The sequence below is a fragment of the Pontibacter ruber genome, assembly GCF_023630205.1.
GTDB lineage: Bacteria > Bacteroidota > Bacteroidia > Cytophagales > Hymenobacteraceae > Pontibacter > Pontibacter ruber.
On the sequence record NZ_JALPRR010000006.1, the window covers coordinates 86,613 to 111,160 of the forward strand.

Here is a 24,548-nt window from a genome sequence, read left to right on the forward strand (position 1 = left end):
GGTGTTGGGAAAATGAACCTTTCTAAGTTGTTTTTATACTTTGCAGAGTTGGTGTAAAAGTATACTTTGATGGAAACTTATTTTTCTAACATACTGATACTTACAAATCCTGAGCCTCCATTATGTACAAGTCGCCACTTTTTTTTGCGAAGCTCGCGCCGGATAAAATTGTTCAAAAAACCATGTGCCACCAACACAACAGTTTTGTCTTGTTCGGCCTCTTTCGATAACCGCTCGGCACAACGTCGGACCCGCTTTTTTGCTTCTTTAAAGGATTCGATACCCTTGCTGTTGAGGCCCATGAGCCACAGGGCACGGGAGCTCAGGAGCCAAAACCGGATGGGCAGGCGCACCAAGGGCAGCGAAAAGATCTTCCGCTCAAACTCCCGGAAATCATGGTCGATAATGAGTTCGATATCGTTGCCAAAAATGGCTTTGGCAGTAAGCTGGGAACGGACAAGCGTGCTGCAGAAAACTTTTTTGATCTCTTTGTAAGGAATGGACTCATGGCTAAGCACAAACTTCTCTACCTGGGCGGCATCATAGTCTGTGATAAACTGGCGTGCGGCGGCAGCATCGAAGTACCCATGCTTCGACACTATAGGGCGGGCATGGCGGATCAGGAAAATCCGCGCAGGTATTTTATCGGAAGATTCTGGATTGCTCAAAGTATAACGCAGGCATTGGTGTAGTACGGGGTTATACGATGGCGGTAGGCAGCGGTGTTTTAAGAGGGCGTGAGGCTATGTAAATCTTTGAAAATGGTTCGTCGGATGTGCTCCCATTCCGGGCGAAGTATACTATAATAAATAGTGTCGCGACGGCGGCCATCGTACATCAGCGTGTGGCTGCGTAGGACGCCCTCTTCGGTAGCGCCAATTTTCTGCATGGCTCTGCGCGAGCGCAGATTCAGGACATCCGTTTTCAGCTCTACACGCTCATATTGCAGCACCTCAAACGCGAAGGAGAGGAGCAGGAACTTGCAGTGCCGGTTCAGTCCGCTACCGCGGTAATCTTTTGCAAGCCAGGTCCAGCCAATTTCCAGTCGTTTGTCTGCAACTGAAATGTTACCGTAACTGGTGCTGCCGGCTAACTTGCCGGTAGCTTTGTCTATGATAACAAAGGTATAGCGCCTCTCCGCTTCCCGGTCCTGCTGTGCTGCCTCTTCCCATTGTGCCAGTTCCTGTTCGTTGCTGATGCGCGTAACCGTGTACCGCCAGGTATCCTCATCGAGTGCAATCGATTTCAGTGCCTGCAAGTCGGCTGGCTGGTACGGGCGAAGCTGCACGCGCTCATCCTCCAGTACAATGTGCTTGTTAAAGTCCATGGCAAAAGTTTTAAAGTATAAAGTTAAGCCGGTGTATTAGCCTGCTATCTAAAATACAAAGTATAGAATAAAGCACCGTTTATGCAGCATCTGGCACGCTGATGCTTTCCAAAATGGCTGTTTAGGGTAAAATTACCCTTTTTTATATAGTAACGAAGCAGCATCAACAACCCTGCTTGCCTCTGCTACGTTCTACTTTAATCAATTACGCTATTTAATTATTACTATATATAAGGAAGAAATTTACAGCATAAAGTGCAAGAACTGAAGGGTAGAAGAGCATTAGTGTCGGGAGGAAGCTCTGGTATAGGGCAGGCTATAGCCGGACACCTGATAAACGCCGGCGCTGAAACAGCAATTGCTGACCTGCAGCCTGCAGCTCATGCATCGGAAAATGTGTACGCATTCCAATGCGACATTACGTCCGGTGCGGCTGTGGATGCCCTCTTTACGCAGGTCAGCGAAAGAATGGGGTTGCCTGATATACTTGTTTGCAATGCCGGCCGCGGCATCCACGAAAAGCTTACCGAAGGAGATCCGGAGAAGTGGCAGCAGATTATCGATACAAACCTGCTGGGCGCCTTGCGCATGGTACGGGCCTTTGTGCCTGGTATGCTGGAGGCGGGTCAGGGCGATGTCGTGTTTGTGTCGTCGGTAGCTGCCGGGCAGGCTTACCCTTATGGGGGTGTGTATGCCGCTTCTAAATCAGCCCTTGAAGTAATTGCAGAAACCTTGCGCCTCGAAGTGCTTCCGAAGGTGCGGGTAACGGTGGTAGCGCCCGGCGTAACAGATACCGCTTTTTTCAAGAATACAATTTCCGGATTTCATACTGCTGAAGATATAGGATATGGGGCCATTCCGCCGGAGGAGGTAGCAGGCGCAGTGCTTTATGCCCTGTGCAGGCCTCCGGAGGTATCCGTGAATCATATTACGGTACGGCCAACGCTTCAGCCTTTTTAACCTATTGTACTTTACACAACACAAAACTATGAAAAAGAAGATTTTGATAACGGGCGGAGCCGGGTTTATAGGCTCTCATCTGGCAGACGAACTGTTGAACCATGGCTATGAAGTAAGAGCGCTGGATAACCTGAGCGAGCAGGTGCACGGCAAGAACTGCGTACGGCCGGAATACCTGAACGAAGAGGTGGAGCTGATGATAGGCGATGTGCGCAACCGGGAGGATGTGGAGCGTGCCCTGGAAGGAGTAGACGCTGTTTTCCATTTTGCAGCTATGGTGGGTGTTGGGCAAAGCATGTATGAGATCCGGGAGTATACCGATGTAAACAACATGGGTACTGCTGTTTTATTGGAGGCCCTGATCAAGAAGCCGGTGCAGAAATTGATCGTTGCCAGCAGCATGAGCATCTACGGCGAAGGCTTGTACAAAAACCAGCAGGGCGAGCAGGTGACCTGCAACGAGCGCCCGCTTGAGCAACTGAAAGCCGCTGACTGGGAACTGTATGACGAGCAGAAGCAAACGCTGCAGCCTTTCCCGACACCAGAATCCAAAACGCCCTGCCTGTCTTCGGTTTATGCCTTATCCAAGTATGACCAGGAGCGTCTTTGCCTGATGGTAGGCCGCGCCTACAACATCCCGACAGTAGCCATGCGCTTCTTTAACGTGTACGGCACGCGCCAGGCACTTTCCAACCCGTATACCGGCGTGCTGGCGATTTTCGCTTCCCGTTTACTGAACAACAACTCTCCTATGATTTTTGAAGACGGTTACCAGCAGCGCGACTTCGTACATGTGCGCGACGTGGCATTGGCCTGCCGCCTGGCCCTTGAAAAAGACGAGGCAAACGGAGAGGTATTTAACGTTGGCAGCGGCAACAACTACACGATCCGCGAGATAGCTGAACGCCTTGCCACCGTTATGGACAAAACGAACCTGCTACCGGAAGTAACCGGCAAGTATAGAGTCGGCGACATCCGCCATTGCTATGCAGATATCACCAAGGCGAAGGAAGTACTTGGCTTTTATCCGCAGGTAGAGTTCAACAATGGTTTAGAGGAGCTGGCAAACTGGCTGGAAGGTCAGATCGCCTATGACCGGGTAAGCGAAGCGAGCGCCGAACTGGCAGCCCGCGGACTGACGGTCTAACTCCTTTTCAACCTCAAATGACAACGTATAAAACTATGAATATAGATACTACTCCGAAGAACGAGACAGTGCGGCCCACTGTCGGACTCGTGGAATGGTTCAGACCTGGAGAGCAGGAACATGTAATGCAGGTACTGAACGATCTGAAAAAGTTAGGTGTGACGGAACTGCGCACAGGTGTTTCCTGGGCCGATTATTATACTGACGGGGGAAAAGCCTGGTACAACTGGCTGATCCCAACGCTGGCAAAAGAAGTAAAGGTGTTGCCCTGCTTTCTCTATACGCCGCCTTCGCTGGGAGAGAAACCAAGAACATCTGCCCCGCCAAAAGACAAAAAAGCCTATGCCGACTTCATGGATGTATTCATAACCGACCTGGGGGAGCATTTTGAGTGGGTGGAGCTGTGGAACGAGCCAAACAACCAGGTAGAGTATGACTTCCGGCTGGATTATGGCTGGTACAAGTTCGCGGAGATGGTAGGCGGCGCAGCTTACTGGGCCAAGCAGCGCGGCAAGAAAACGGTGTTGGGCGGCATGAGCCCCATTGACCCGAACTGGCTGCACGTGATGTTCGAGCGTGGCGTGATGCAGTACATCGATGCGGTAGGTATACACGGCTTTCCGGATGTGTTTGATCAGCAGTGGGATGGCTGGGAGTCGAATGTGGAGGCGGTGCGTGCTGTGCTAAGCAAGTATAACTCGACAGCAGAACTCTGGATTACGGAGGCAGGCTTCTCTACCTGGCAGCACGACGAATACAAGCAGTTGCAGGAGTTTAACAACGCCATGAAAGCGGATGTAAGCCGCCTGTACTGGTACGGCATGCAGGACCTAGATCCGGCACAGCCGACTGTTTCCGGATTTCATCTTGACGAACGGGAATATCACTTCGGTTTGAAACGGGTGGATGGTACCCCGAAGCTGCTCTACAGGCTGTGGGCCAAGCACGGCGTGGATGAGCTGGATAAGCTTTCCTATATCAAACGGAGCGAAGAGATTACGTCCGGTAAAACTTATACGTTGATAACAGGTGGTGCCGGTTTTGTGGGCACAAACCTGGCGAAGCGCCTGCTCGATGAGGGCAAACGTGTGCTGGTGTTCGATAACCTGTCCCGCGATGGCGTGGAGCGCAACCTGCAGTGGCTGAGCGATACCTACGGCGACAAGCTTGAAGTATACGTAGGCGATATCCGCGACCTGTACACCGTAAAGAAAGTGGTGGCAAACGCAGAAGCTGTTTTCCATTTTGCTGCGCAGGTGGCCGTTACTACTTCCCTCCATTTGCCCATCAATGACTTTGAAATAAATGCACGTGGCATTGTAAACCTGCTGGAGGCAATCCGGGAGCAGGACAATCCGCCGCCACTGGTGTTCACCTCCACCAACAAAGTATACGGTGGCCTTGAGGACCTGCAGTTTGTCTCTAACGGTACCCGCTACAATCCTGCCGAGGCAAGCATCAAGAAGAACGGCATCAGCGAGGCCCGTCCGCTCGACTTCCACAGCCCGTATGGATGCTCTAAAGGCGCTGCCGATCAGTACGTGATCGACTACGCCCGCACCTATGGCATTCCGGCGGTTGTGTTCCGCATGAGCTGCATCTATGGGCCGCACCAGTACGGCAACGAAGACCAGGGCTGGGTAGCCCACTTTGCCATCCGTGCCATCGAAGGGCAACCGGTCAGCATCTACGGCGATGGCAAACAGGTACGCGACATCCTGTTTGTAGAAGACCTGGTAGATGCTTTCCTGCTTGCACAGGAGCACATGCCGCACATTTCGGGGCAGGCGTTCAACATTGGCGGCGGTCCGCAGAACACGGTAAGTTTACTGGAATTGCTAAAGACCATCGGCAAGTACAAAGGCCAGCAGGTAACACTTACCTTCGGCGATTGGCGCCCCGGCGACCAGCATTACTATGTCTCCGACATCCGCAAGTTCAAACAGGCTACCGGCTGGTATCCGAAGCACAATGTGCAGGAAGGCATAGCCAAACTATACCAGTGGCTGTGCGAGAACCGAGGCATCGAAGTACCGATGATCCTGACATCAGAACCAGAAAAAGAAGAAACCGAGAAAAAAGCAGCAGTAGCCTAATGCAACCAGACACCCTTATATCTGACAACTCAACAGTAGCCGCCTCTAAAGCGGCTACTACCATGAAAGCCGCTGTTATCACAGCGCCACAAAGTATAAAAGTACAGGAAACCGCTTTGCCGGAGCCACAGGCTGGCCAGGTGCGCCTGCGCCTGGAAGGCTGCGGTCTTTGTGCCTCCAACATACCAGTATGGGAGGGCCGGGAGTGGTTCACCTACCCGGTAGAAGCCGGCAACCCGGGCCACGAAGGTTGGGGCGTAGTAGATGCCGTGGGCGAAGGCGTGGACAACGTGAAAGCGGGCGACCGGGTGGCTGCACTTTCCTACAAGTCTTACGCCCAATACGACATTGCCGACGCCGACAAAGTGGTAAAACTGCCGGAGACTCTGGCAGGTAAGCCTTTCCCGGGCGAGCCGCTGGGTTGCGCCATGAACATCTTTCGCCGCAGCCGAATAGAGGCTGGCCAGACCGTGGCCATACTTGGTATCGGCTTTTTAGGTGCCCTGCTGGTGCAGCTGGCAAAACATGCCGGCGCCCGTGTTATCGCTGTGTCGCAGAGGGACTTCTCGCTGGAAATGGCCAAGGAGTGCGGTGCCGACGAGGTGGTGAAGATGGATGATCACTATAAAATTATAGAAAAAATTAGCCAATTAACAAACGGAAACTTCTGTGAGCGCGTAATAGAGTGCACCGGCAAAGAGTGGCCGTTAAACCTGGCAGGCGAGCTAGCTGCAGAGCGCGGTATGCTCATTATTGCCGGGTTCCATCAGGATGGTATGCGCCAGGTCAACATTCAGCTCTGGAACTGGCGTGGTCTTGATGTCATCAATGCGCACGAGCGCGATCCACAAGAGTACATTAAAGGTATAAGAGAAGCGGTTAAAGCCGTGGAAGAAGGTATTATCAACCCGGAGCCGCTGTACACCCATTCTTATACTTTAGAAAATATAAAACAAGCATTCAACGACCTGAGCACCCGCCCCGACGGATTTGTAAAAGCCCTTATCTCTTTCTAAAAACTATGGAGGAAACACTACTCGACAACACACAGGAAACTGTTGCAGCTTCTTCTTCTACATCTTCTTCTCACAAGCCGAAGCTTGGCTTTCTGGGAGTAGGCTGGATCGGTCGTAACCGCATGGAAGTGATTGCGAAACATGAAGCGGGAGAGATAGCTTTTGTAGCTGATACCGCTGCTTCCAATGCAGAAGAAGCCATCAAGTCAGTTCCTGGCGCTCAGATCGTAAACACGCTGGAAAGTATATTGGAACAACCTGAAGTGGAGGGTGTGGTGATCGCGACGCCAAGTGCTTTTCATGCCGAACAAAGTATGCTGGCCCTGGAAGCCGGCAAATCTGTTTTCTGCCAGAAGCCGCTAGGCCGTAATGTGGAAGAAACCAGACGCGTAGTGGAAACAGCCCGCAGCCAGAACAAGCTACTGGGCGTAGACCTGTCGTACCGCTACACGGCAGCCATGCAGGAAGTATACAAAGTGGTACAGAGCGGCGAGCTAGGCTTTATTTACGCGGTGGAGCTGGTGTTTCATAACGCCTATGGCCCCGACAAAGCCTGGTTCTACGAGCCGAAGCTATCCGGTGGCGGCTGCGTGATCGACCTGGGCGTGCACCTGGTGGACCTGGCCCTGTGGAGTCTCAACTTCCCTGGAGTGAAAAATGTAAACAGCCGCCTCTACGCCAAAGGCAAACCCATCAGCATGTGCGACGGCAAGGTGGAAGATTACGCCACGGCAAGTATAGAACTAGAAACAGGTACCAACCTGCAGCTCTCCTGCTCATGGAACCTGCCAGCCGGACAGGAAGCCATCATCAGTGCCACCTTCTACGGCACACAGGGCGGTGTAGCCTTGAAAAACATCAACGGGTCTTTTTACGATTTTGTGGCGGAGCGCTATTACGGTACCCGAGCCGAGCGTCTGGCCTCACCGCCGGATGAATGGTCGGGCAGAGCTGGCGTGGCCTGGGCAGAGCGCGTGGCCAAAGGAGAAGGCTTTAGCGAAGAGGCAGAAGAATTTGTGAAAGTAGCAGAAGTATTAGATAAAATTTACGGGAGGTAAGAATTATGGAAGCACATCATCCATCAAAGATCTTGATGACGGCAGATACCGTAGGCGGTGTCTGGACGTACGCACTGGAGTTAATCAGAGCCCTGGCGCCACACGGCACACAAGTAGCACTCGCCACCATGGGTGCCCCTTTAAGCGAAGCACAACGCAAAGAGACAGAAGAAATCAGTAACCTGACCGTTTACGAAAGCAACTACAAGCTGGAGTGGATGGACGATGCGTGGGAAGACGTGGCGAAAGCCAGCGAGTGGCTGCTGCAACTGCGTGATGAGGTGCAACCCGATCTGATCCACCTCAACGGCATGGCCCACGGCAACCTGAACTGGGGAAGACCGGTGCTGGTAGTAATACACTCGTGCGTGATGTCGTGGTGGCGTGCGGTGAAGGAGGAAGATGCTCCGAAAGAGTGGAACAAGTACCGCGAAATGGTTACCCAGGGCCTGCAGGCTGCCGACATGGTCGTAGCCCCGACACAGGCCATGATGCACCAGGCCGAAGAACTGTACGGTCCTTTTAAACAGAGCAGCGTGGTGTACAACGGCCGTGGCCAGCACCATTTCCTGTTTGGTCGCAAAGAGCCATTCATTTTCAGCATGGGCCGCGTATGGGACGAAGCTAAGAACATCTCGATGCTGGCGCACATTGCCTCTGAGCTGCCGTGGCCGGTATACATTGCCGGCGAAGACAAGCACCCGGCTACCGGCAAAGTAGTGGAACTGGAAAACGTACATTTCCTGGGCCACTTAACCAACAAAGAAGTAACAGACTGGCTATCCCGTGCATCCATCTACGCCTTGCCGGCCAAGTACGAGCCGTTTGGGCTTACCATTCTGGAAGCTGCCATGTCGGGTTGCGCGCTGGTAGTGGGCAAAACCGAAAGCCAGGCCGAGATCTGGGGCAATGCTGCCAAGTATGTAGACCCTCGTAATGCCGACGAACTGCGCGATACCCTCAACAGCCTGATCGAAGACGAGTTCTGCCGCAACATCATGGCGTGCCGCTCCGTGAAGCGCTCGCATGGCTACTCCGCTAACCAGATGGCCCAGGATTACAAACACCTCTACGGGCAACTGCTGAAAACACCAGTAACGGCTTAAATCAATTTTGAATGAGTGAATGTGTGAGTAAGTTATACTCTGTCATCTCGACCTGCGGGAGAGATCTGGATTGGATTCAAAGTCAGTTTTCTCGCTATGCTCGAAATGACAAAACAACATTCACACATTCACTCAATCACTCATTCAAAATTGATTATTCAATCATTCACACATTCAATTATTCAAAATTGAACTTATGAACATCACCCTTTTCTACCACTCTATACTTTCTGACTGGAACCATGGCAATGCGCATTTTTTAAGGGGTGTGGTGCGGGAACTGCAGGAGCGGGGCCATCAGGTACAGGTATATGAACCAAAGAATGGCTGGAGCCTGCAAAACCTGATCAAAGGGTATGGAGAGGAAAAACTGGAAGAGCTGCAAAGCTACTATCCGGGCATCAGCACCAACTTTTATACTTTAGAGACACTGGATCTGGATGAGGTTTTGGCCGATACCGACCTGGTGCTGGTGCATGAGTGGAGCGAGCACGAGCTGGTAAAGCGCGTGGGTGAGCATCGCAAACAAAACGACTACAAACTCATCTTCCATGATACCCACCACCGCGCCGTAACAGAGCGCGAAAGTATGGCCAAGTATGACCTGAGCAACTACGATGGTGTGCTGGCCTTTGGTGAGGTGATCCGCGATCTGTACTTACAGGAAGGCTGGACCACGAAAGCCTGGACCTGGCACGAGGCGGCCGACACCTCGGTGTTCTATCCACATGAAAATGAGGGCGAATATGACGGCGATCTGGTCTGGATCGGCAACTGGGGCGACGAAGAACGAACGGCTGAGCTGCACGAATTCCTGATCAACCCGGTGAAAGAGCTGGGGCTGAAAGCAAAAATATACGGCGTACGCTACCCGAAGCATGCCCGCAAGTCGCTGGCTAATGCCGGCATCGAATACGGAGGATGGCTACCGAACTATAAGGCAGCCGAAGAGTTTGCCAAGTATAAAGTAACGGTGCACGTGCCGCGCAGACCGTATGTGCAGGCGCTGCCGGGTATCCCTACCATCCGCCCGTTTGAGGCGATGGCTTGTGGCATTCCGCTGATCTCTTCGCCCTGGAACGACTCGGAAAACCTGTTCACACCTGGAGAAGATTTTCTGGTGGCAAGAACCGGCGAAGAAATGAAGCAGCACCTGCAAACGATACTTACCAATAAAGAAAAAGCGAAAGAGCTGGCAGCGCACGGACTGGAAACAATCCGCAGCCGCCATACCTGTGCCCACCGTGTGGATGAGCTGGAGAAAGTATGTGAGGAACTGGGCATCGAAACCGCAAAAATCTATCTCACCCAAAACGAACAATCTCCTGCATGAAGACTAAGAAATTAAATATCGCCTTTTTTGGATCAAGCCTTGTATCTGCTTACTGGAACGGTGCTGCCACTTACTACAGAGGTATTGTGCGCGCCCTGAACGAACGCGGACACCGCGTTACGTTTTACGAGCCCGACGCTTATGACCGTCAGCAGAACCGCGACATGGAAGACCCGGAGTGGGCGAAGGTAGTCGTGTATGAGGCAACTGAAGAAGCAGTATACAAATGCCTGGAGCAAGCTGCCGAAGCCGATATGGTGGTAAAAGCCAGCGGTGTGGGCGTATTTGACGAACTGCTGGAGCGCGAAGTACTGAAACTGCAAACAGACGATCGCCTGGTGGTGTTCTGGGACGTTGATGCCCCGGCCACCCTGGACCGCGTGCACCACAACCCACAAGACCCGTTCCTGCCGCTGATTCCGCAGTACGACATGATCCTGACCTATGGCGGCGGCGATCCGGTAATAAATGCTTATGAAGCGCTGGGTGCTAAAAAATGTGTGCCGATCTACAATGCGCTGGATACTGCCACGCACTTTCCCGTAGAACCGAACGAGCGTTTTGCCTGCGACCTTGCCTTTTTAGGCAACCGTTTGCCAGACCGCGAGGCCCGCGTAGAAGAGTTTTTCCTGAAGCCAGCTGCGGCCACACCCGACAAGAAATTCATCATCGGAGGTAGCGGCTGGGGTGACAAGCACATGAGCGAAAACGTGACCTACATCGGCCACGTGTATACCAACGATCACAATGCATTCAATTGCACACCAAAAGCAGTCCTGAACATCAGCCGCGAAAGCATGGCCCGCTATGGTTTCTCACCTGCCACACGGGTATTTGAGGCTGCAGGTGCCGGCGCCTGCATCATCACCGATTACTGGGAAGGCATTGACTTCTTTTTTGAGCCGGAAAAGGAAATACTGGTGGCAAAAAGCGGTGCCGAAGTGGCATCCATACTTGCAGAATTAACTGAGGAGAGAGCCACGGCGATAGGCGAAGCGGCCTATAGAAAAGTACTGGCTGCGCACACCTACAATCACCGCGCAGAACAGTTGGAAAAACTATTATATGCGAAGGTAGAACAACAAGACGAAGCACTGGCATGAACATCGTAATACTTGGTTTATCCATTACCTCTTCCTGGGGCAACGGCCACGCCACCACATTTCGCGGCTTAGTACGCGAACTCAACAACAGGGGCCACCATGTACTGTTTCTGGAGCGCGACAAGCCCTGGTACGCCGGCAACCGCGACCTCCCCAACCCGGAGTACTGCCAGACCGAACTTTATACTTCGCTCGATGACCTGGCGCAACGTTTTACGGAACACGTGCGCGAGGCTGATCTGGTGATTGTAGGTTCGTATGTGCCGGAAGGCGTTCAGGTAGGAGAGTGGGTGGTGAAAACCGCGCATGGCATCAAAGCCTTCTACGACATCGATACGCCGGTTACGCTTGCCAAGCTGGAGCGCCAGGATTACGAATACCTGCACCCAAGCCTGATCCCACAATACGATCTGTACTTATCATTTACCGGCGGCCCAACGCTGGACCTGCTGGAGCAGAAGTATGGCTCGCCGATGGCGCGTGCGCTGTATTGTTCTTTCGATCCGGAGCTATACTTCTACGAGTACAAGGAGATCAAATGGGACCTGGGTTACCTGGGCACCTACTCCGACGACCGCCAGCCGCCGCTTGAAAAACTGATGATTGACGCAGCAAGGCAGTGGAGGGAAGGACGCTTTGTAGTGGCGGGCCCGCAGTACCCGGAAAGTATACAGTGGCCGGAGAACGTGCAATACATCCACCACCTGCCGCCGGCACACCACCGCGACTTTTATAACAGCCAGCGCTTTACGCAAAACATCACGCGTGCTGACATGATCAAGGCAGGCTACTCGCCAAGCGTACGTTTGTTCGAAGCAGCTGCCTGCTGCACCCCGATCATTTCCGATTACTGGGATGGGCTGGATACCTTGTTCGAGTTCGACTCAGAGATCCTAGTGTCTTATTCAGAAAAAGATACCCTGCGCTACCTGCGCGAGATCTGCAACTCCGAGCGTAAAGCCATCGGTTCCAGGGCGCGTAAAAAAGTGATGTCGCAGCACACCGCCGCTCACCGCGCCCAAGAACTGGAAAGCTATGCGGCCGAGCTGATCGTGCTCAGACCAGTTAGCAAGGAACAGTTTAACAAAGAACAGTTATCAGTTACCAGTGAGTGAGATGTAGCGGCAGAAGCGTTGAGGAATAGCCGTTAAGATTCACTTAATCACTCATTCGCTCATTCGCTCATTCAAAATTACAACTCACTCAATCACTCATTCAAAATTGAATATGAACGAAATAGAACAGCTGGCGCCCTGGTTTCATAACCTGCATTTGCCGAACGGAGAGCAGACAGCACCAAATCATGTACTGGGCGATTTTCCATCGTTTAAGTGGAAGGAAATCCAGCCGTATATTCCGGCTGATCTTTCCGGCTGGGAAGTGTTGGACATAGGCTGCAACGCCGGCTTTTATAGTATAGAGCTGGCCAAGCGCGGTGCAAAGGTACTGGGCATTGATGTAGACCCGCATTACCTGCGGCAGGCCGAGTGGGCAGCCAAGCAATTTGGCCTCGAAGACAGGATCGAGCTGAAGCAAATGCAGGTATACGACGTGGCCCGCCTCGACCGTAAGTTTGACCTGATCTGGTACATGGGCGTAATGTACCACCTGCGCTACCCGCTGCTGTCGCTTGATATACTTTCGCAGAAACTGCGCAACATGATGGTGTTCCAGACACTGACGATGCCCGGAAAGAAAGTGGCAGATGTGCCCGATGATTTTGAGATAAACGACCGCCAGCGTATGCTGGAAGACGGCTGGCCAAAAATGGCGTTCATTGAAAAGCGCCTGGCCGGAGACGTGACCAACTGGTGGGCTCCCAACCATGCCGGTATCGAGGCCATGCTGCGTACCTGCGGGCTGAAAGTAACCCAGCGCCCGGGCCACGAAATGTACATCTGCGAGGTGGATGAGGAGTTGAAACAGAGCCAGCAATGGAACCAGTCGGAGTACCTGTCGGCTACAGGGCAGGACTGGACGGAAGCCGTGCAGAAAAAAGTGGCAGATAAAAACATGTACATGGTATCCGGGAAGAACGGAAAATAATACCAACTCATCTTAAACAAGCCAGCCGCGCCTGCTGTACATTGTACGGAGGCGTGGCTTTATTATGCTGTTAAGTATAACTTGCAGCCAAATTCTTATTTACACATGAAAACGAAAAAGAGACTGGCCCACTGGAAAACGCTGAAGTCGGAGATGGTATTCGAGCACCAGTGGTATAAACTGCGCCGCGACGAGGTGGAACTGCCGGGAGGCCAGGTGCTGGACGATTACTTTGTTAGCGTGCGCCCCAACGTGGTGCTTACCTTCCCGCTTACTGCCGATAACCACGTGATTTTTGTGCGCCAGTACAAACACGCTGCCGGCGAGATACTGATGGAACTGCCGGGTGGCGTAATCGACGAGCACGAGCAGGACCCGAAACAGGCAGCCATCCGCGAAATGCTGGAAGAAACTGGCTATACTTCAGAAGACGTGGAGCCGCTCCTGGAAATAATTGATAACCCCACGAAAGACACCAACAAGATCTACTTCTTCCTGGCACGCAACGTGCACAAAATAGCCGAGCAGGACCTGGATGAAACAGAAGACATCGAAGTACTGAAAGTGCCGCTGGAGGAAGTGGAAAGTATGGTTCTGAGCGGACAGATCAAAGTATCCGGCTCAGTGGCCCTCTGCCTGCTGGCACTTCGGCAGTTAACAATTAACAGTAAACAGTAAACAGCTTTTACAGTTATCAGGGAGCAGTTACCAATCAACAATAACAATCATCAGTATCTAGGCTAAGGTATACCTCATTACTGCTTACTGTTTATTGATAATTGATGACTGTTTACTGTTAATTGTTCACTGTAAAAGCTGTAGCGGCGATAACAGGGGTCCCTTTCCAGTATAAAGTATAGCCGGCTGCGTTGGGCACCATGGTAAAATGCTCGTGTAGGCCCAGGTCTTTTCTGATTTGATCGGCAAAGTACGGCTGCACGTATGGCTGAAAGCCTGTTCTGATCAGGCGGCGTTGCCAGGCTTCGTTGCGCTCGTGCCGTTCCACGCGGTCGCTTCCCTCCGAGGAGATCACGTTGATGATCTCTCTGCCGAAAAATTCCTGTTCAATGATCTGCCGTTCCGGCATGTCTACAGGCAGCAGGGTGTCCAGCACATCAAAGACGGTATAGTAGTGGCGCAGCGACTCGCGCAGGCGGGGCATAAAGTTGAGCTTGTTATGCTCTGAGTCCGGCTCGGTCAGTGTGAATACTTTCGGGCGTAATGTCTTGATTTGCTGCAATACACGATCCCGTTGGTCATGCTGCTCTACCAGCCTGTCTGGCAGGTGATGCAGGGTTAGCGCAGAATTAACTACCAGCACTTCATCAGGTCTGAATTCGAGCATCTGGAGGTTGATATCTTCCAGCCTGGAGGCAATGCCTGTATAGTGGAAAGGGATACCTAGTTTCTCTGCATGCTGCTGCAACCTCGCCCCGGTCTCACGCAGGCGTTGGTCCGGGTCTCCGCTCGTGGCTGGCAGATCAATGCCTGTAATGCGCAGGGCGGGCGCTCCTTCAGGCCGTTGCGCCAGCAGGTTCAATAAATGCAGCCACTGCAAACCGCTACCAATACCTAAGTCGACCAAGTGAATTTCGCGTTCCTGCTGCACGGCTGCTGCGATTGTAGTGTTCGCAAAGTAATGCCCGAAGGTAACAAGTGGCGTAGCCTGCACCAGCACGTTAAATGCCGAGAGCATATCCATTGTCCCGTAGGTAGAACTGTACAGGTTGCCGGCGTTGTGCAGGTGCTGGTGGTTGCGTGCGCTGAAAGCCCGGGCAAAGGCAACCGCTATTCTTTCCGGTGCTTTTCCGTTAACAGAGGCCATAGCAGCCAATGCATCCGTAGCTTTAAAGGAGGCCGCTTCATCTCCCTGATGTATGACCTGGCCGGTTTTCAGAATTTGTGTCAGGGCCGCGTGTTGCTGCAGATTATCAGGGGCAAGCATATCTTGCAGTATCTGTATCAGGTGATCCTGGTGCTCTTTCTGGCCGATGGTGATGCGCAAGGTATACGCATCGTCAGTGCGACGCACCCGGATGCCGTGCCGGAGCAGGTGCTCGAAAATAGCCTCTGCCTGAATACCTGCATCTATAAGTATAAAATTGCCCTCCGAAGGCCAGTAGTGAATTCCTAACTGGTCGAGCGCCTGTTGCAAGTGCTGTTTGCCGGCTGCTGTGGCCTCTAAAGTATAGCTTAGAAATTCCTCATCTTCAAGGGCTGCCTGTGCTGCCACCTGTGCCAGCTGGTTAACATTATACGGCTGCTTTACCTGCAACACCTTCTCCAGTAGCGGCTCCTGCGCCACCATGTACCCAATGCGCAGCGATGCCAGGCCATAAGCTTTAGAAAAAGTTCGGAGCACAACCAGGTTCTGGTATTTCTCCAGATAAGGCAACGCGCTGGTATAATCGGGCGTGCGCACATACTCGGCATAGGCCTCGTCCAGCACCAGGGTTACATGCGGCGGCAACTCCAGCAGTAAGCGCTCCAACTGTACCTGGTTCAGGTAAGAGCCGGTTGGGTTGTTCGGATTCGAAATGAACAGGAGCCGGGTGGTCTTGTCTACTTTTGCCAGCAGGGTATCCACATCCATTTGGTAAGCGCTGTCGAGCGGCACTTCCTGATACGCTATTCCCAGAGCATCTGCCTCGGCGCGGTAAAGGGGGTAGGTAGGGCTCAGTGAGAGCACGCTTGTTTCCTGGGCAGGGCGGCAGAAGGTGCGTACAAGCAACGAAATGAGTTCAGCTGATCCGCTTCCGACCATAACCTGAGAAGCTTGTATTCCCAGTTTGGCAGCAATAGCCTCACGCAGGGGAGCAGCATCCGGGTGAGGATAGCTAGGCAGTCGCGTTAGGGCATCCTGTAAAGCCGCAGTTACTTTTGGCGAAACTCCGAACAGGTTTTCGTTCGAAGCAGCATGGTAGAAAGGAGGTGTTTGGCTACTCATTTACTCATTTTAGATGATGCTGCTACAAGGCAATATCAAAGATGCTGCAAGTTAGAATTATATTGTTTTATATAATTAAAGAAAAATTTGTATTAGGCCGCTAAATTGCTCTCTTGCAAACGCACAAAGAAGCCAGAAAGATTGCTGTTAACCGGGAAATAAAACATGCTAGAACTATTTTGCTTAAATGAAACAATGTATGTACATTTGTTGTATATACATATAATCGGGTGTGGACTTCAAATCTGAAAAAAGAGACTGCCAAGAACAGCTGTTCTGGCAGAGAGATACATACTCATAAATAGACAAGTATAAAGTATAAACACATGAGCAAGAACATAGTACATCGCGCAGCTACCAGAGGCCATGCCAACCATGGCTGGCTCGACTCCTACCATACGTTTAGTTTTGCCCGCTATTATAATCCGGAGCGCATAGGCTTCGGTTTGCTGCGTGTACTAAACGATGACGTGGTGGCGCCCGGCATGGGTTTTGGGGCACACCCGCACGATAACATGGAGATCGTTTCGATACCGCTGTCTGGCGCATTGGAACACCAGGACAGCACCGGCAACAAGGAAGTGATCCGCAGTAACGATGTGCAGATCATGTCGGCTGGCAGCGGCCTTACCCACTCCGAGTACAACCACTCTAAAACCGACAAGGTAAATTTCCTGCAGATCTGGGTGTTTCCGAAAGAGCAGAACATCAAACCGCGTTACGAGCAGAAAACCTTTAAACCGGAAGAGCGGGTGAATAAGCTGCAAACGGTGGTATCGCCAGAGCAGAACGACGGAGCGATCTGGATCAATCAGGATGCCTGGTTTACGTTCGGTACACTCAAAGCCGGCTTTTCTGAAACGTATAAGCTGCACAAAACCGGTAACGGCGTCTATGCCTTCGTGATAAACGGAGAAGTAGAAGTTGACGGCGAAAAACTTGGCAAACGCGATGGGCTGGGTATAGCGGATACGGAAAGCATAACCATCAAAACCTCGGCTGACGCAGAACTGCTTCTGATGGAAGTACCGATGCAGTAAACCGAAAGTATAAAATAGCAGCGCTGGCAGGAGTCTCTTGCCAGCGCTTTTTTGTTCCTGATCTGCTGTACATTCCGCTGGTAGCTAGAATGCTGTAACCTAACCTGTTGCTGAGCGGGCTCGTTATTACAGGACAAACTTTTATAAAGAAAGCGAATGGAACAGGAACAAACCATATTATTGAAAGATTATTCGATGGAGGAGAGGGGCGCTTATTTGGCTTCTCTGGCAACGATAGCCTCTGCCGACGGACATGCCTCTGATGAAGAACTGGAGTTTCTCAAACTCCTGAGCGAGGCTGCAGAAATGCCGGAGAACACACAGCAGGAAGTATTGGAGATCGCTAAAAATCCGTCACAGATCAGTTTGCAACGCGCCCTGGATGTGCTGAAAAAGAGTCAGCTTCGTTTTTCCTTCATCACCGATATCATCAGTTTTGCTAAATCAGACGGACAGTACACAGCTGATGAGCAAAAACGCATACAGGAAATGGCTAACTACCTGGGGGTAGACCAGAAACAATACAGCATACTGGAGCAGTTTGTAAATAAAGCCGATGAGGCGCAGCAGCACGGGGAAGATCCAACCTCCCAATCCTTCATGAGCAAGAATGGTTTTGGCGATATGTTCAAGAATGCCGGTATTTCGCCGCAGATGGTACAAGGCATGCTGGGCATTGTAGCCCCCCTGGTACTGGCTCGTATGATGCGGGGCGGCCGCGGGCGTGGCATGATGGGAGGCATGGGCGGTATGGGCACCATGATGGGCGGCGGCCTGCTGGGTGGCCTGCTCGGCAGTGTGATGAGCGGCGGCAGAGGCGGCATGCTGGGAGGAGGCAGACGCACCAGCGGTCTGGGTTCCATGGCTTCTATCCTGGGTGGCCTGAACGGCAGACGAGGCTACGGCAGCATGGGCTCCGGGGGACTGGGCGGTTTGCTGGGCGGTATACTTGGCGGAGGCAGACGTGGTGGCACCAGTTGGTAAGTATAAACGCTGAAGCTATACTAAAAAGGCTCGGCCTGCATTTGGGAGCAGGCTGAGCCTTTTGATTGTAAGGCAAAATTTCTAGAGCTGCTGCTCGATTAGTTTACGCAGGTCTTCCTGGCGGGGCAGCCCGCGCACCATCCGGTTGCCGATGATAAAAGTAGGCACTGCCGTTACACTGGCTTCGTCGTAAGCCCGGCGGAGTTCCCGTTGATGCACTTCTTTATACTTTCTTGTTTCCAGTGCCTGCCTGAATTCGGCTTCGTCCAATCCTATCTCTTTTGCCAGGTTGGTTAGTACCTCCATATCGCCGATGTCCTGTTCTTCCTGGAAAAAAGCGGTGAACATCCGGTGCGTGTATTGCTCGCCCAGTCCTTTTTCTTTGGCATACTGATAGCCTTCAAAAGCCAAATGCGTGTAGGGTTGCGGCGAAACAGCGGGTAAAACAATATCCACGTTCATCTGCCGGCCCATCGGGTAAACAGAGTTTTCCCAGGTGGTTTGCAGGTAATCTTCTTCCGGCTTCAGTGTAGGGGTAGGTTCGGGGCGCAGCTCAAAGGGCATCCATTCTACTTGCACGTTGTCTTCAAACCCCTCCAGCGCTTTGTGCAGGGCCACCTCACCTAAAAAGCAGTAGGGGCAAACGTAATCAGAAAATATTTTTATCTGTAGCATAAGAAATCCATAAGTATAACCTACAGTACAAGAAGTGGCGAAACTATGTTTTTACGGGTGAAATAAATTTCTTTTATTTGACTATAAAGTATTCTAATCTAACTGCATGAACCTCAGAAACGCATACGTATCACTTGCCCTGGCATTGGGGCTTTTTGCCTGCCAGCAGCAACCCCAGCAACCTACCACACAAACAACTACGCAAAGCCCCCAGCAAACCGAAGCCCAGGTATATTATCCGGGTAAAGGGGACAACTGGGAGCGCAAAAAGCCGGAAGAAGTAGGAATGGACCCTGCCTTGCTGCAGCAGGCCGTAGATTGGGCCAAAACGATGGAGACCACCCAGATGAAGAAAGATTTCTCGACGCAGGCAGAGATCTTCGGGAAACCACTGGGCCCCTTGCCAACCGACCGCGCCAGTACCAACGGCATCATACTTAAAGACGGTTACATTGTAGCGGAGTGGGGCGACACAAAAAGTGCTGACCCGACTTATAGTGTTGCCAAAAGTGTGCTCTCTACCATACTGGGCATTACGATTGATAAGGGCATGATCGAAAGTATAACCGACCCGGTAGGAAAGTATGTGAAGGATGGTGGGTATGATTCAGAGCAAAACCGCAAGGTAACCTGGGAACACCACGCCCGCCAGACGAGCGAGTGGGAAGGCGAGATGTGGGGCAAAAAGCATGACTTTGTAGGCAAAGAAGCATTCGGACGCGGCGAGCGCAAGCCACGCGAGCTGCAGGAACCCGGTACATTCTACGAGTATAACGATGTGCGCATCAACCGCCTTGCCTTGTCGCTGCTGCGTCTGTGGAAAAAGCCACTTCCGGAGGTATTCAAGGATGAGGTGATGGACCCGATTGATGCATCTGGCACCTGGAAGTATGTACCTTATGAAAACTCTTATGTGGAGATCGGTGGCAAGCGCATGCCATCGGTAAGCGGCGGTACGCGCTGGGGCGGCGGCCTCTGGATCAGCGCCCGCGACCAGGCCCGTTTCGGCTATCTTTTCCTGCGCAACGGCCAGTGGAAAGACAAGCAGATTGTTTCAAAGAAGTGGGTACAGCAAGCAACTACGCAGCGTGGCCCTGTAGGTCCTGACTACGGCTACCTGTGGTGGCTGAACACCGAAGGAAAAGCCTGGCCGGATGCACCTACCACCAGCTTTGCAGCCCTCGGCGCCGGCTCCAACACTATCTGGGTTGACCCGGTGCACGATATCGTGATCGTATGGCGCTGGCACGATGGCAACCCCAATGAGATAATCAAAAGGGTGCTGGCGGCAGTAAAGCCTGTTGAGTAGTGAATTTTATTGATGATTGTTAATTGTTAATTGTTTTAAATTGTATAAATGGCGCGAGCGTCCACGCTCGTGACGAACTATAGCGGGGCCTCTGGCCCCGTTTTTATTTTACCCGTACTAAGCTGTCCAAAATAGATGTGTGAAAAAGCGAGGAATAATCTATCATTGAATTTGTGTAAGTTCTTTTCTTAGATTACTGATTTCTCTATGTATTTTATTCAATGATTCAGGAATTGATTGTAGCTTATTATGAGTTAGCCCCAAATCAGTTTCAATACTTAGTCTTTTGTACGAGGTAAGTGAAAAAATAAATTTCTGATTTGTTCTCTTAGGGGAGTATAATGATTCACTATAAGATATAATTCCGGAGTACTCTAAATCAGCATCCTTATACTTTTCATAAAAGCTTACAACACCATCTAACAGTGTTGAGATTTTCTCATTTTTGTCAAGTACAAGTATGTCATATTCTTTAGCCCCTTTACTGAAGGAAAACTTTTCTTCTTTAGAATTGATGATTGGAAGGTGCCAGTCAATTGTAATATTATAGGCTGGCTTTTCCCCATGATTTTTCAATGTAATTAATATCAATCCATTTCTCTCTTCGAAATTTGGTTGAACTGTAAGTTGTGGTTTGCTATTCAAATATTGATTATGGAAAGTTTCATAAGCAAGCCACGCAGAAACAACAGCAATTATCAATGATATAGTAGCTACGACAGTAGACCAATCATCATGATAAGCTCTGAACACGATTAGAGATATAGAAACAGCAATAAGAACTGCAAAGCCAAGTCGCATTACAAGTGTTTGATTGATTTTCATGTTATAAGCCGTTACTTATAACAATATATAAATAAAACATAATATTCTAAAAACAAAACGAGCCACCTCAATTGAGATGGCTCGTTCTTTATGAGCTATACTTAGTTCTTAGTGACGACAAGTACAATGGTCGCCGGCGATACCTTCGTGGCGGGTGTCAGTGCCCTCGTGCCAGTCGAAGGCTGTGGCATATTTGCTGTTTTCCCACCAGAATTTAGAAGGCTTACGTTCTTCGTTGCCGATTTCTGTCATAGTAGCAGCGTCGTAGAGGCGGCCGTTCACCATGGTATACTTCACGTGCTCCGAGTTCTGGATGTTCTCCAGCGGGTTTTGGTCCAGCACGATCAAGTCGGCCAGCTTGCCGGCCTCCAGTGAGCCAAGTTCTTTGCCCATGCCCAGGTACTCCGCACCGTTCAGGGTTGCGGCACGCAGTGCCTCGTGGTTGGTCATGCCGCCTTGCTGCAGCATCCATAGTTCCCAGTGCGCGCCAAGGCCCTGCAGCTGTCCGTGTGCTCCCAGATTAACTTTTACGCCGTTGTCGGTTAGGTTTTTGCCTGCTCTCGACACAGCCATGTAACCGTTCTTATACTCTTCATCCGGCACCTGCACCACAAAGCGCGAGCGGCCGTCGATTACAGAGCGTGGCGTAAATTTCAGCAGACGCTCTTTCTCCCATACATTGGTTTTCTGGTACCAGTAGTACTCGCCGTTTGGTGCACCGTAGTTCACGATCAGGGTAGGCGTATAGCCGGTTTTAGAAGCTTTCCATACTTCCACCACGTCCTTGTAAAGCGGCGCGATCGGGATGTTGTGCTCGATACCGGAGTGGCCGTCCAGGATCATGCTCATGTTGTGGAAGAACGTAGAGCCTCCTTCCGGCACCACGGTCATGTCCAGTTCACGGGCCGCTTGTATTACCTGCTGGCGCTGCTCGCGGCGAGGCTGGTTGTAGCTCTTCACCGAGAAACCACCGGCAGCCTTGATACGGCGTAGGTGCGAACGGGCATCGTCCAGGCTGTTGATTACGGCCTTGAAGTTACCATCAGCACCGTACAGAATGGTACCGGTAGAGTAAATACGCGGACCCACCATGTGGCCTGCCTTTACGGCCTCCGACTGGCTGAACACCATTTCGGTAGTAGAAGACGGGTCGTGCGTAGTAGTTACACCATAGGCCAAGTTGGCCATGTACGACCACTGCTGCTTAGGGCTCATACCGTTGCGGAAAGTTCCCAGGTGCGCGTGCACGTCTACGATACCTGGCATAATGGTTTTGCCGTTGGCGTCAATCACTTTTGCATCTTTCGGTACCTGCACGCCTTTGCCTACCGCCACAATGCGGTTGCCGTCTACTACGATCGTACCGCCCTCGATCACTTCATCGCCTTTCATGGTAATGATGCGCGCGTTGGTGAAAGCAACCTTGCCTTGCGGAATATCTGATTTCAGCTCCAAACCGATCTTGATACCGGTAGTGTCAATGGCAGGAAGTTTTTCCGGAGCGCCTTCCACGAACTTAAAGCGGTTTTTCAGGTCGTTTGAGAAGTACTCATCGCCCAGCACCCAGTTGATTTTTTTGCTGTCGCCAGACCAGTGCACGCTTGTGCCGGCATCCTTTGTGAAGCGGGCTACAGGCATTGCCTTGGTCTCAGCGCTCAGGTCCATACCGGCTCCGTTGGCAGAGAAAGGCGCCACGTAGCCGTTGAACAGCTCCACAAAAGCGATCCACTTGTTGTCCGGGCTTGGGTAGAACTGGTCGGTATACTTGGAAGTATAGTGTGTCTGTTCTTCTTTGCCCTGCAGGTTCACGCTCTTGAAGCTATACTTGTCGCCGCCGCCAGCTGTGAAGAAGATGCGATTTGAAGCAGCGTTAAACAGTGGCAATGAGCCGCTTTTCTGAACGAACGTAGGTTTTTCGCCATCGGCCTCCATGTAGTAAATGCCTTTCTCACCACCGTGTGCATAGCCCATGTGGTTGTTGCCGCCCTCTTTGCTGTATACAATGTACTTACCGTTCGGAGAGAAAGAAGCATTGGTATAAAAGCCTTTCTCGGCAGTTAGCTTTGTAGGTTTCGCGTTCTTCTTGCGGATGTCCACTTTCATCAAAGCACCGAAGTTCTCGTCGTCCCAGGTAGAGTAAACGATGTGCTTGCCATCTGGTGAGAAGGATGGGTAGAACTCAAAGTCTTTGCTGTTGGTTACACGCTCCGGCTTACCGTTTGGCAAGGCCTTTTTGTAGATATGGCCGGCCGCGTTGAACACCAGCAGTTTTCCATCCGGAGAGGTTACCGCATGACGAATTGCTTTAGCTGCAAACTGCTTCGGGGAAAGCTCCTCTTTGCTGAAGTCGTGGCGAACTGCATCAGAAATGTAATGCGTTGCTGTTGCCTCGAAAGGAATATTGGTTACTTTTTGAGAAGCAACATCTACCTTATTGATCTTGCCACCAGCCCAGAACACGATGTTCTTGTTGTCTGGTGTCCAGGAGAAGTATGGATACACACCGAAGATAGCCCAGGCTTCCTGCTGATCGTGGTCGAGTTTGTCGTAGATCGGCCACTGCTCGCCTGTTTTCAGGTCGTGCACAAACAGCACGGATTTGGTACGCACGCGGCGCACAAATGCCAGGTACTTGCCATCACGGGAGATTACCGGACGCACGGAACCACCGTTACCGGTTACCACATTCTCGATCTCACCGGTATTGCGGTCTACTCTGCGGATAACATAGATCTGGCCGTTCGGGTCTTTGTTGTATTCGAAGGTAGTGCCGCCGCTCATGTCTTCAGAGAAGTACACGTACTTGCCATCAGGCGATACAAACGGTTCGCCCGCATCCTGCTGGTCGTTTTTCTTCTTGGTCAGCTGCACGCCGGTACCACCCGAGCGGTGATACATCCACATTTCGCCGGCACCCAACGAGCGGGAAGCGGTGAAGTGCTTACGTGCTACAATATACTCGCCATCCGGGGTCCAGACCGCGTTGTTGAGCAAACGGAAGTTCTCGTTGGTGATCTGCTTGGCCTCGGAGCCGTCGCGCTTCATGATCCAGATGTTATCGCCGCCACCGGCATCCGAAGTGAAGGAGATGAACTTGCCATCGGGGCTGAAACGAGGCTGTACTTCGTAGGGGCGGCCGCTGCGCAGCAGCTTCGCTTTGCCACCTGCCATCGGCATGATGTAAATATCGCCCATCATATCGAAGACGATCTCTTTGCCATCCGGACTTACGTCCAGACTCATCCAGGTGCCTTCGTCGGTGGTAACGGTTATTTCTTTCTGAGGTCCGTGGGCTGCATCCACTTTCCACTTCGCGTCTTCCTTTTTGTCCTGCGCGTAGGCTGCACCGGTAGGGAGTGCCAAAGCTGCCGCCAGGAACATACTCAGATAAGTACGTTTCTTCATGAGAGATTGTAATGGGTTAGATTAGTTAGATGCTCAAATATAAAGGATTAGGCTCAGAAATGATAGTGAACCAGTAACTGATGTTATGACGCTTACCGTGAGTGATCTTGAAGCACAAGTTTATACTTTGTAGCATAGCCGAGAAGCCTTCCCGTCGTAGCTACTTCTATT

At 51.6% G+C, this 24,548-nt stretch carries 20 protein-coding genes; 14 read left to right on the forward strand and 6 right to left on the reverse strand.

From position 1 onward, the window contains the following. Positions 1-77: 77 nt before the first annotated feature. Together MJ611_RS20130 and MJ611_RS20135 are read right to left on the reverse strand one after the other, a co-directional pair. Entirely contained in the window at positions 78-668 is a 591-nt protein-coding gene (locus MJ611_RS20130; protein WP_250432250.1) for a histidine phosphatase family protein, read from the reverse strand. Positions 669-727: 59 nt separating this feature from the next. Next, positions 728-1,327 (reverse strand): GNAT family N-acetyltransferase, encoded by a 600-nt coding sequence (locus tag MJ611_RS20135; RefSeq protein ID WP_250432251.1) that lies wholly within the window; start codon positions 1,325-1,327, stop codon positions 728-730. A 255-nt stretch (positions 1,328-1,582) separates the two neighbouring features. Between MJ611_RS20135 and MJ611_RS20140 the strand changes: the two genes are divergently transcribed. From MJ611_RS20140 to MJ611_RS20190, 11 genes are all read left to right on the forward strand, one after another. Further along, positions 1,583-2,287 carry an SDR family oxidoreductase gene (locus MJ611_RS20140; RefSeq protein WP_250432252.1) on the forward strand — a complete coding sequence of 235 codons (705 nt, stop codon included), beginning with the start codon at positions 1,583-1,585 and terminating at the stop codon, positions 2,285-2,287. Between the two features lie 28 nt (positions 2,288-2,315). After that, entirely contained in the window at positions 2,316-3,434 is a 1,119-nt protein-coding gene (locus tag MJ611_RS20145; protein WP_250432253.1) for an NAD-dependent epimerase/dehydratase family protein, read from the forward strand. A 35-nt stretch (positions 3,435-3,469) separates the two neighbouring features. Next, complete coding sequence (locus MJ611_RS20150; protein ID WP_250432254.1) at positions 3,470-5,530, forward strand: GDP-mannose 4,6-dehydratase; 2,061 nt, start codon at positions 3,470-3,472, stop codon at positions 5,528-5,530. Then, complete coding sequence (locus MJ611_RS20155; RefSeq protein WP_250432255.1) at positions 5,530-6,546, forward strand: MDR/zinc-dependent alcohol dehydrogenase-like family protein; 1,017 nt, start codon at positions 5,530-5,532, stop codon at positions 6,544-6,546. The genes MJ611_RS20150 and MJ611_RS20155 overlap by 1 nt, the downstream gene beginning before the upstream one ends. Before the next feature lie 5 nt (positions 6,547-6,551). Then, positions 6,552-7,604, forward strand: a complete 1,053-nt coding sequence (locus MJ611_RS20160; RefSeq protein ID WP_250432256.1) for a Gfo/Idh/MocA family protein — start codon at positions 6,552-6,554, stop codon at positions 7,602-7,604. Between the two features lie 5 nt (positions 7,605-7,609). Beyond that, on the forward strand, positions 7,610-8,710 hold the full coding sequence (locus MJ611_RS20165) for a glycosyltransferase family 4 protein (RefSeq protein WP_250432257.1): 1,101 nt from the start codon (positions 7,610-7,612) through the stop codon (positions 8,708-8,710). 196 nt (positions 8,711-8,906) lie between these two features. Further along, positions 8,907-10,043: a CgeB family protein gene (locus MJ611_RS20170; protein WP_250432258.1), complete on the forward strand. Its 1,137-nt coding sequence runs from the start codon at positions 8,907-8,909 to the stop codon at positions 10,041-10,043. Further along, positions 10,040-11,146, forward strand: a complete 1,107-nt coding sequence (locus MJ611_RS20175; RefSeq protein ID WP_250432259.1) for a CgeB family protein — start codon at positions 10,040-10,042, stop codon at positions 11,144-11,146. Before MJ611_RS20170 ends, MJ611_RS20175 begins: the two co-directional genes overlap by 4 nt. Beyond that, the gene (locus tag MJ611_RS20180) at positions 11,143-12,261 is read left to right on the forward strand and encodes a CgeB family protein (RefSeq protein ID WP_250432260.1); all 1,119 of its coding nucleotides are present in this window, start codon (positions 11,143-11,145) and stop codon (positions 12,259-12,261) included. Before MJ611_RS20175 ends, MJ611_RS20180 begins: the two co-directional genes overlap by 4 nt. Positions 12,262-12,373: 112 nt before the next feature. After that, positions 12,374-13,192: a TIGR04290 family methyltransferase gene (locus tag MJ611_RS20185; protein WP_250432261.1), complete on the forward strand. Its 819-nt coding sequence runs from the start codon at positions 12,374-12,376 to the stop codon at positions 13,190-13,192. Between the two features lie 105 nt (positions 13,193-13,297). After that, positions 13,298-13,870 carry an NUDIX hydrolase gene (locus MJ611_RS20190; protein ID WP_250432262.1) on the forward strand — a complete coding sequence of 191 codons (573 nt, stop codon included), beginning with the start codon at positions 13,298-13,300 and terminating at the stop codon, positions 13,868-13,870. Between the two features lie 118 nt (positions 13,871-13,988). On the opposite strand, the gene hisC is transcribed toward MJ611_RS20190, so the two are convergent. Then, the gene (gene hisC / locus MJ611_RS20195) at positions 13,989-16,139 is read right to left on the reverse strand and encodes a histidinol-phosphate transaminase (protein ID WP_250432263.1); all 2,151 of its coding nucleotides are present in this window, start codon (positions 16,137-16,139) and stop codon (positions 13,989-13,991) included. A 326-nt stretch (positions 16,140-16,465) separates the two neighbouring features. Between hisC and MJ611_RS20200 the strand changes: the two genes are divergently transcribed. Together MJ611_RS20200 and MJ611_RS20205 are read left to right on the forward strand one after the other, a co-directional pair. Then, complete coding sequence (locus MJ611_RS20200) at positions 16,466-17,179, forward strand: pirin family protein (RefSeq protein WP_250432264.1); 714 nt, start codon at positions 16,466-16,468, stop codon at positions 17,177-17,179. Between the two features lie 156 nt (positions 17,180-17,335). Beyond that, positions 17,336-18,163 (forward strand): tellurite resistance TerB family protein, encoded by an 828-nt coding sequence (locus tag MJ611_RS20205; RefSeq protein ID WP_250432265.1) that lies wholly within the window; start codon positions 17,336-17,338, stop codon positions 18,161-18,163. 81 nt (positions 18,164-18,244) lie between these two features. On the opposite strand, the gene MJ611_RS20210 is transcribed toward MJ611_RS20205, so the two are convergent. Then, positions 18,245-18,838 (reverse strand): DsbA family oxidoreductase, encoded by a 594-nt coding sequence (locus MJ611_RS20210; protein ID WP_250432266.1) that lies wholly within the window; start codon positions 18,836-18,838, stop codon positions 18,245-18,247. Between the two features lie 106 nt (positions 18,839-18,944). On the opposite strand from MJ611_RS20210, the gene MJ611_RS20215 reads away from it, so the two are divergent. Beyond that, the gene (locus MJ611_RS20215) at positions 18,945-20,147 is read left to right on the forward strand and encodes a serine hydrolase domain-containing protein (RefSeq protein WP_250432267.1); all 1,203 of its coding nucleotides are present in this window, start codon (positions 18,945-18,947) and stop codon (positions 20,145-20,147) included. 162 nt (positions 20,148-20,309) lie between these two features. On the opposite strand, the gene MJ611_RS20220 is transcribed toward MJ611_RS20215, so the two are convergent. Together MJ611_RS20220 and MJ611_RS20225 are read right to left on the reverse strand one after the other, a co-directional pair. Continuing rightward, entirely contained in the window at positions 20,310-20,972 is a 663-nt protein-coding gene (locus MJ611_RS20220; RefSeq protein ID WP_250432268.1) for a hypothetical protein, read from the reverse strand. A gap of 108 nt (positions 20,973-21,080) precedes the next feature. After that, positions 21,081-24,377 (reverse strand): amidohydrolase family protein, encoded by a 3,297-nt coding sequence (locus tag MJ611_RS20225; protein WP_250432269.1) that lies wholly within the window; start codon positions 24,375-24,377, stop codon positions 21,081-21,083. Positions 24,378-24,548 lie beyond the last annotated feature (171 nt).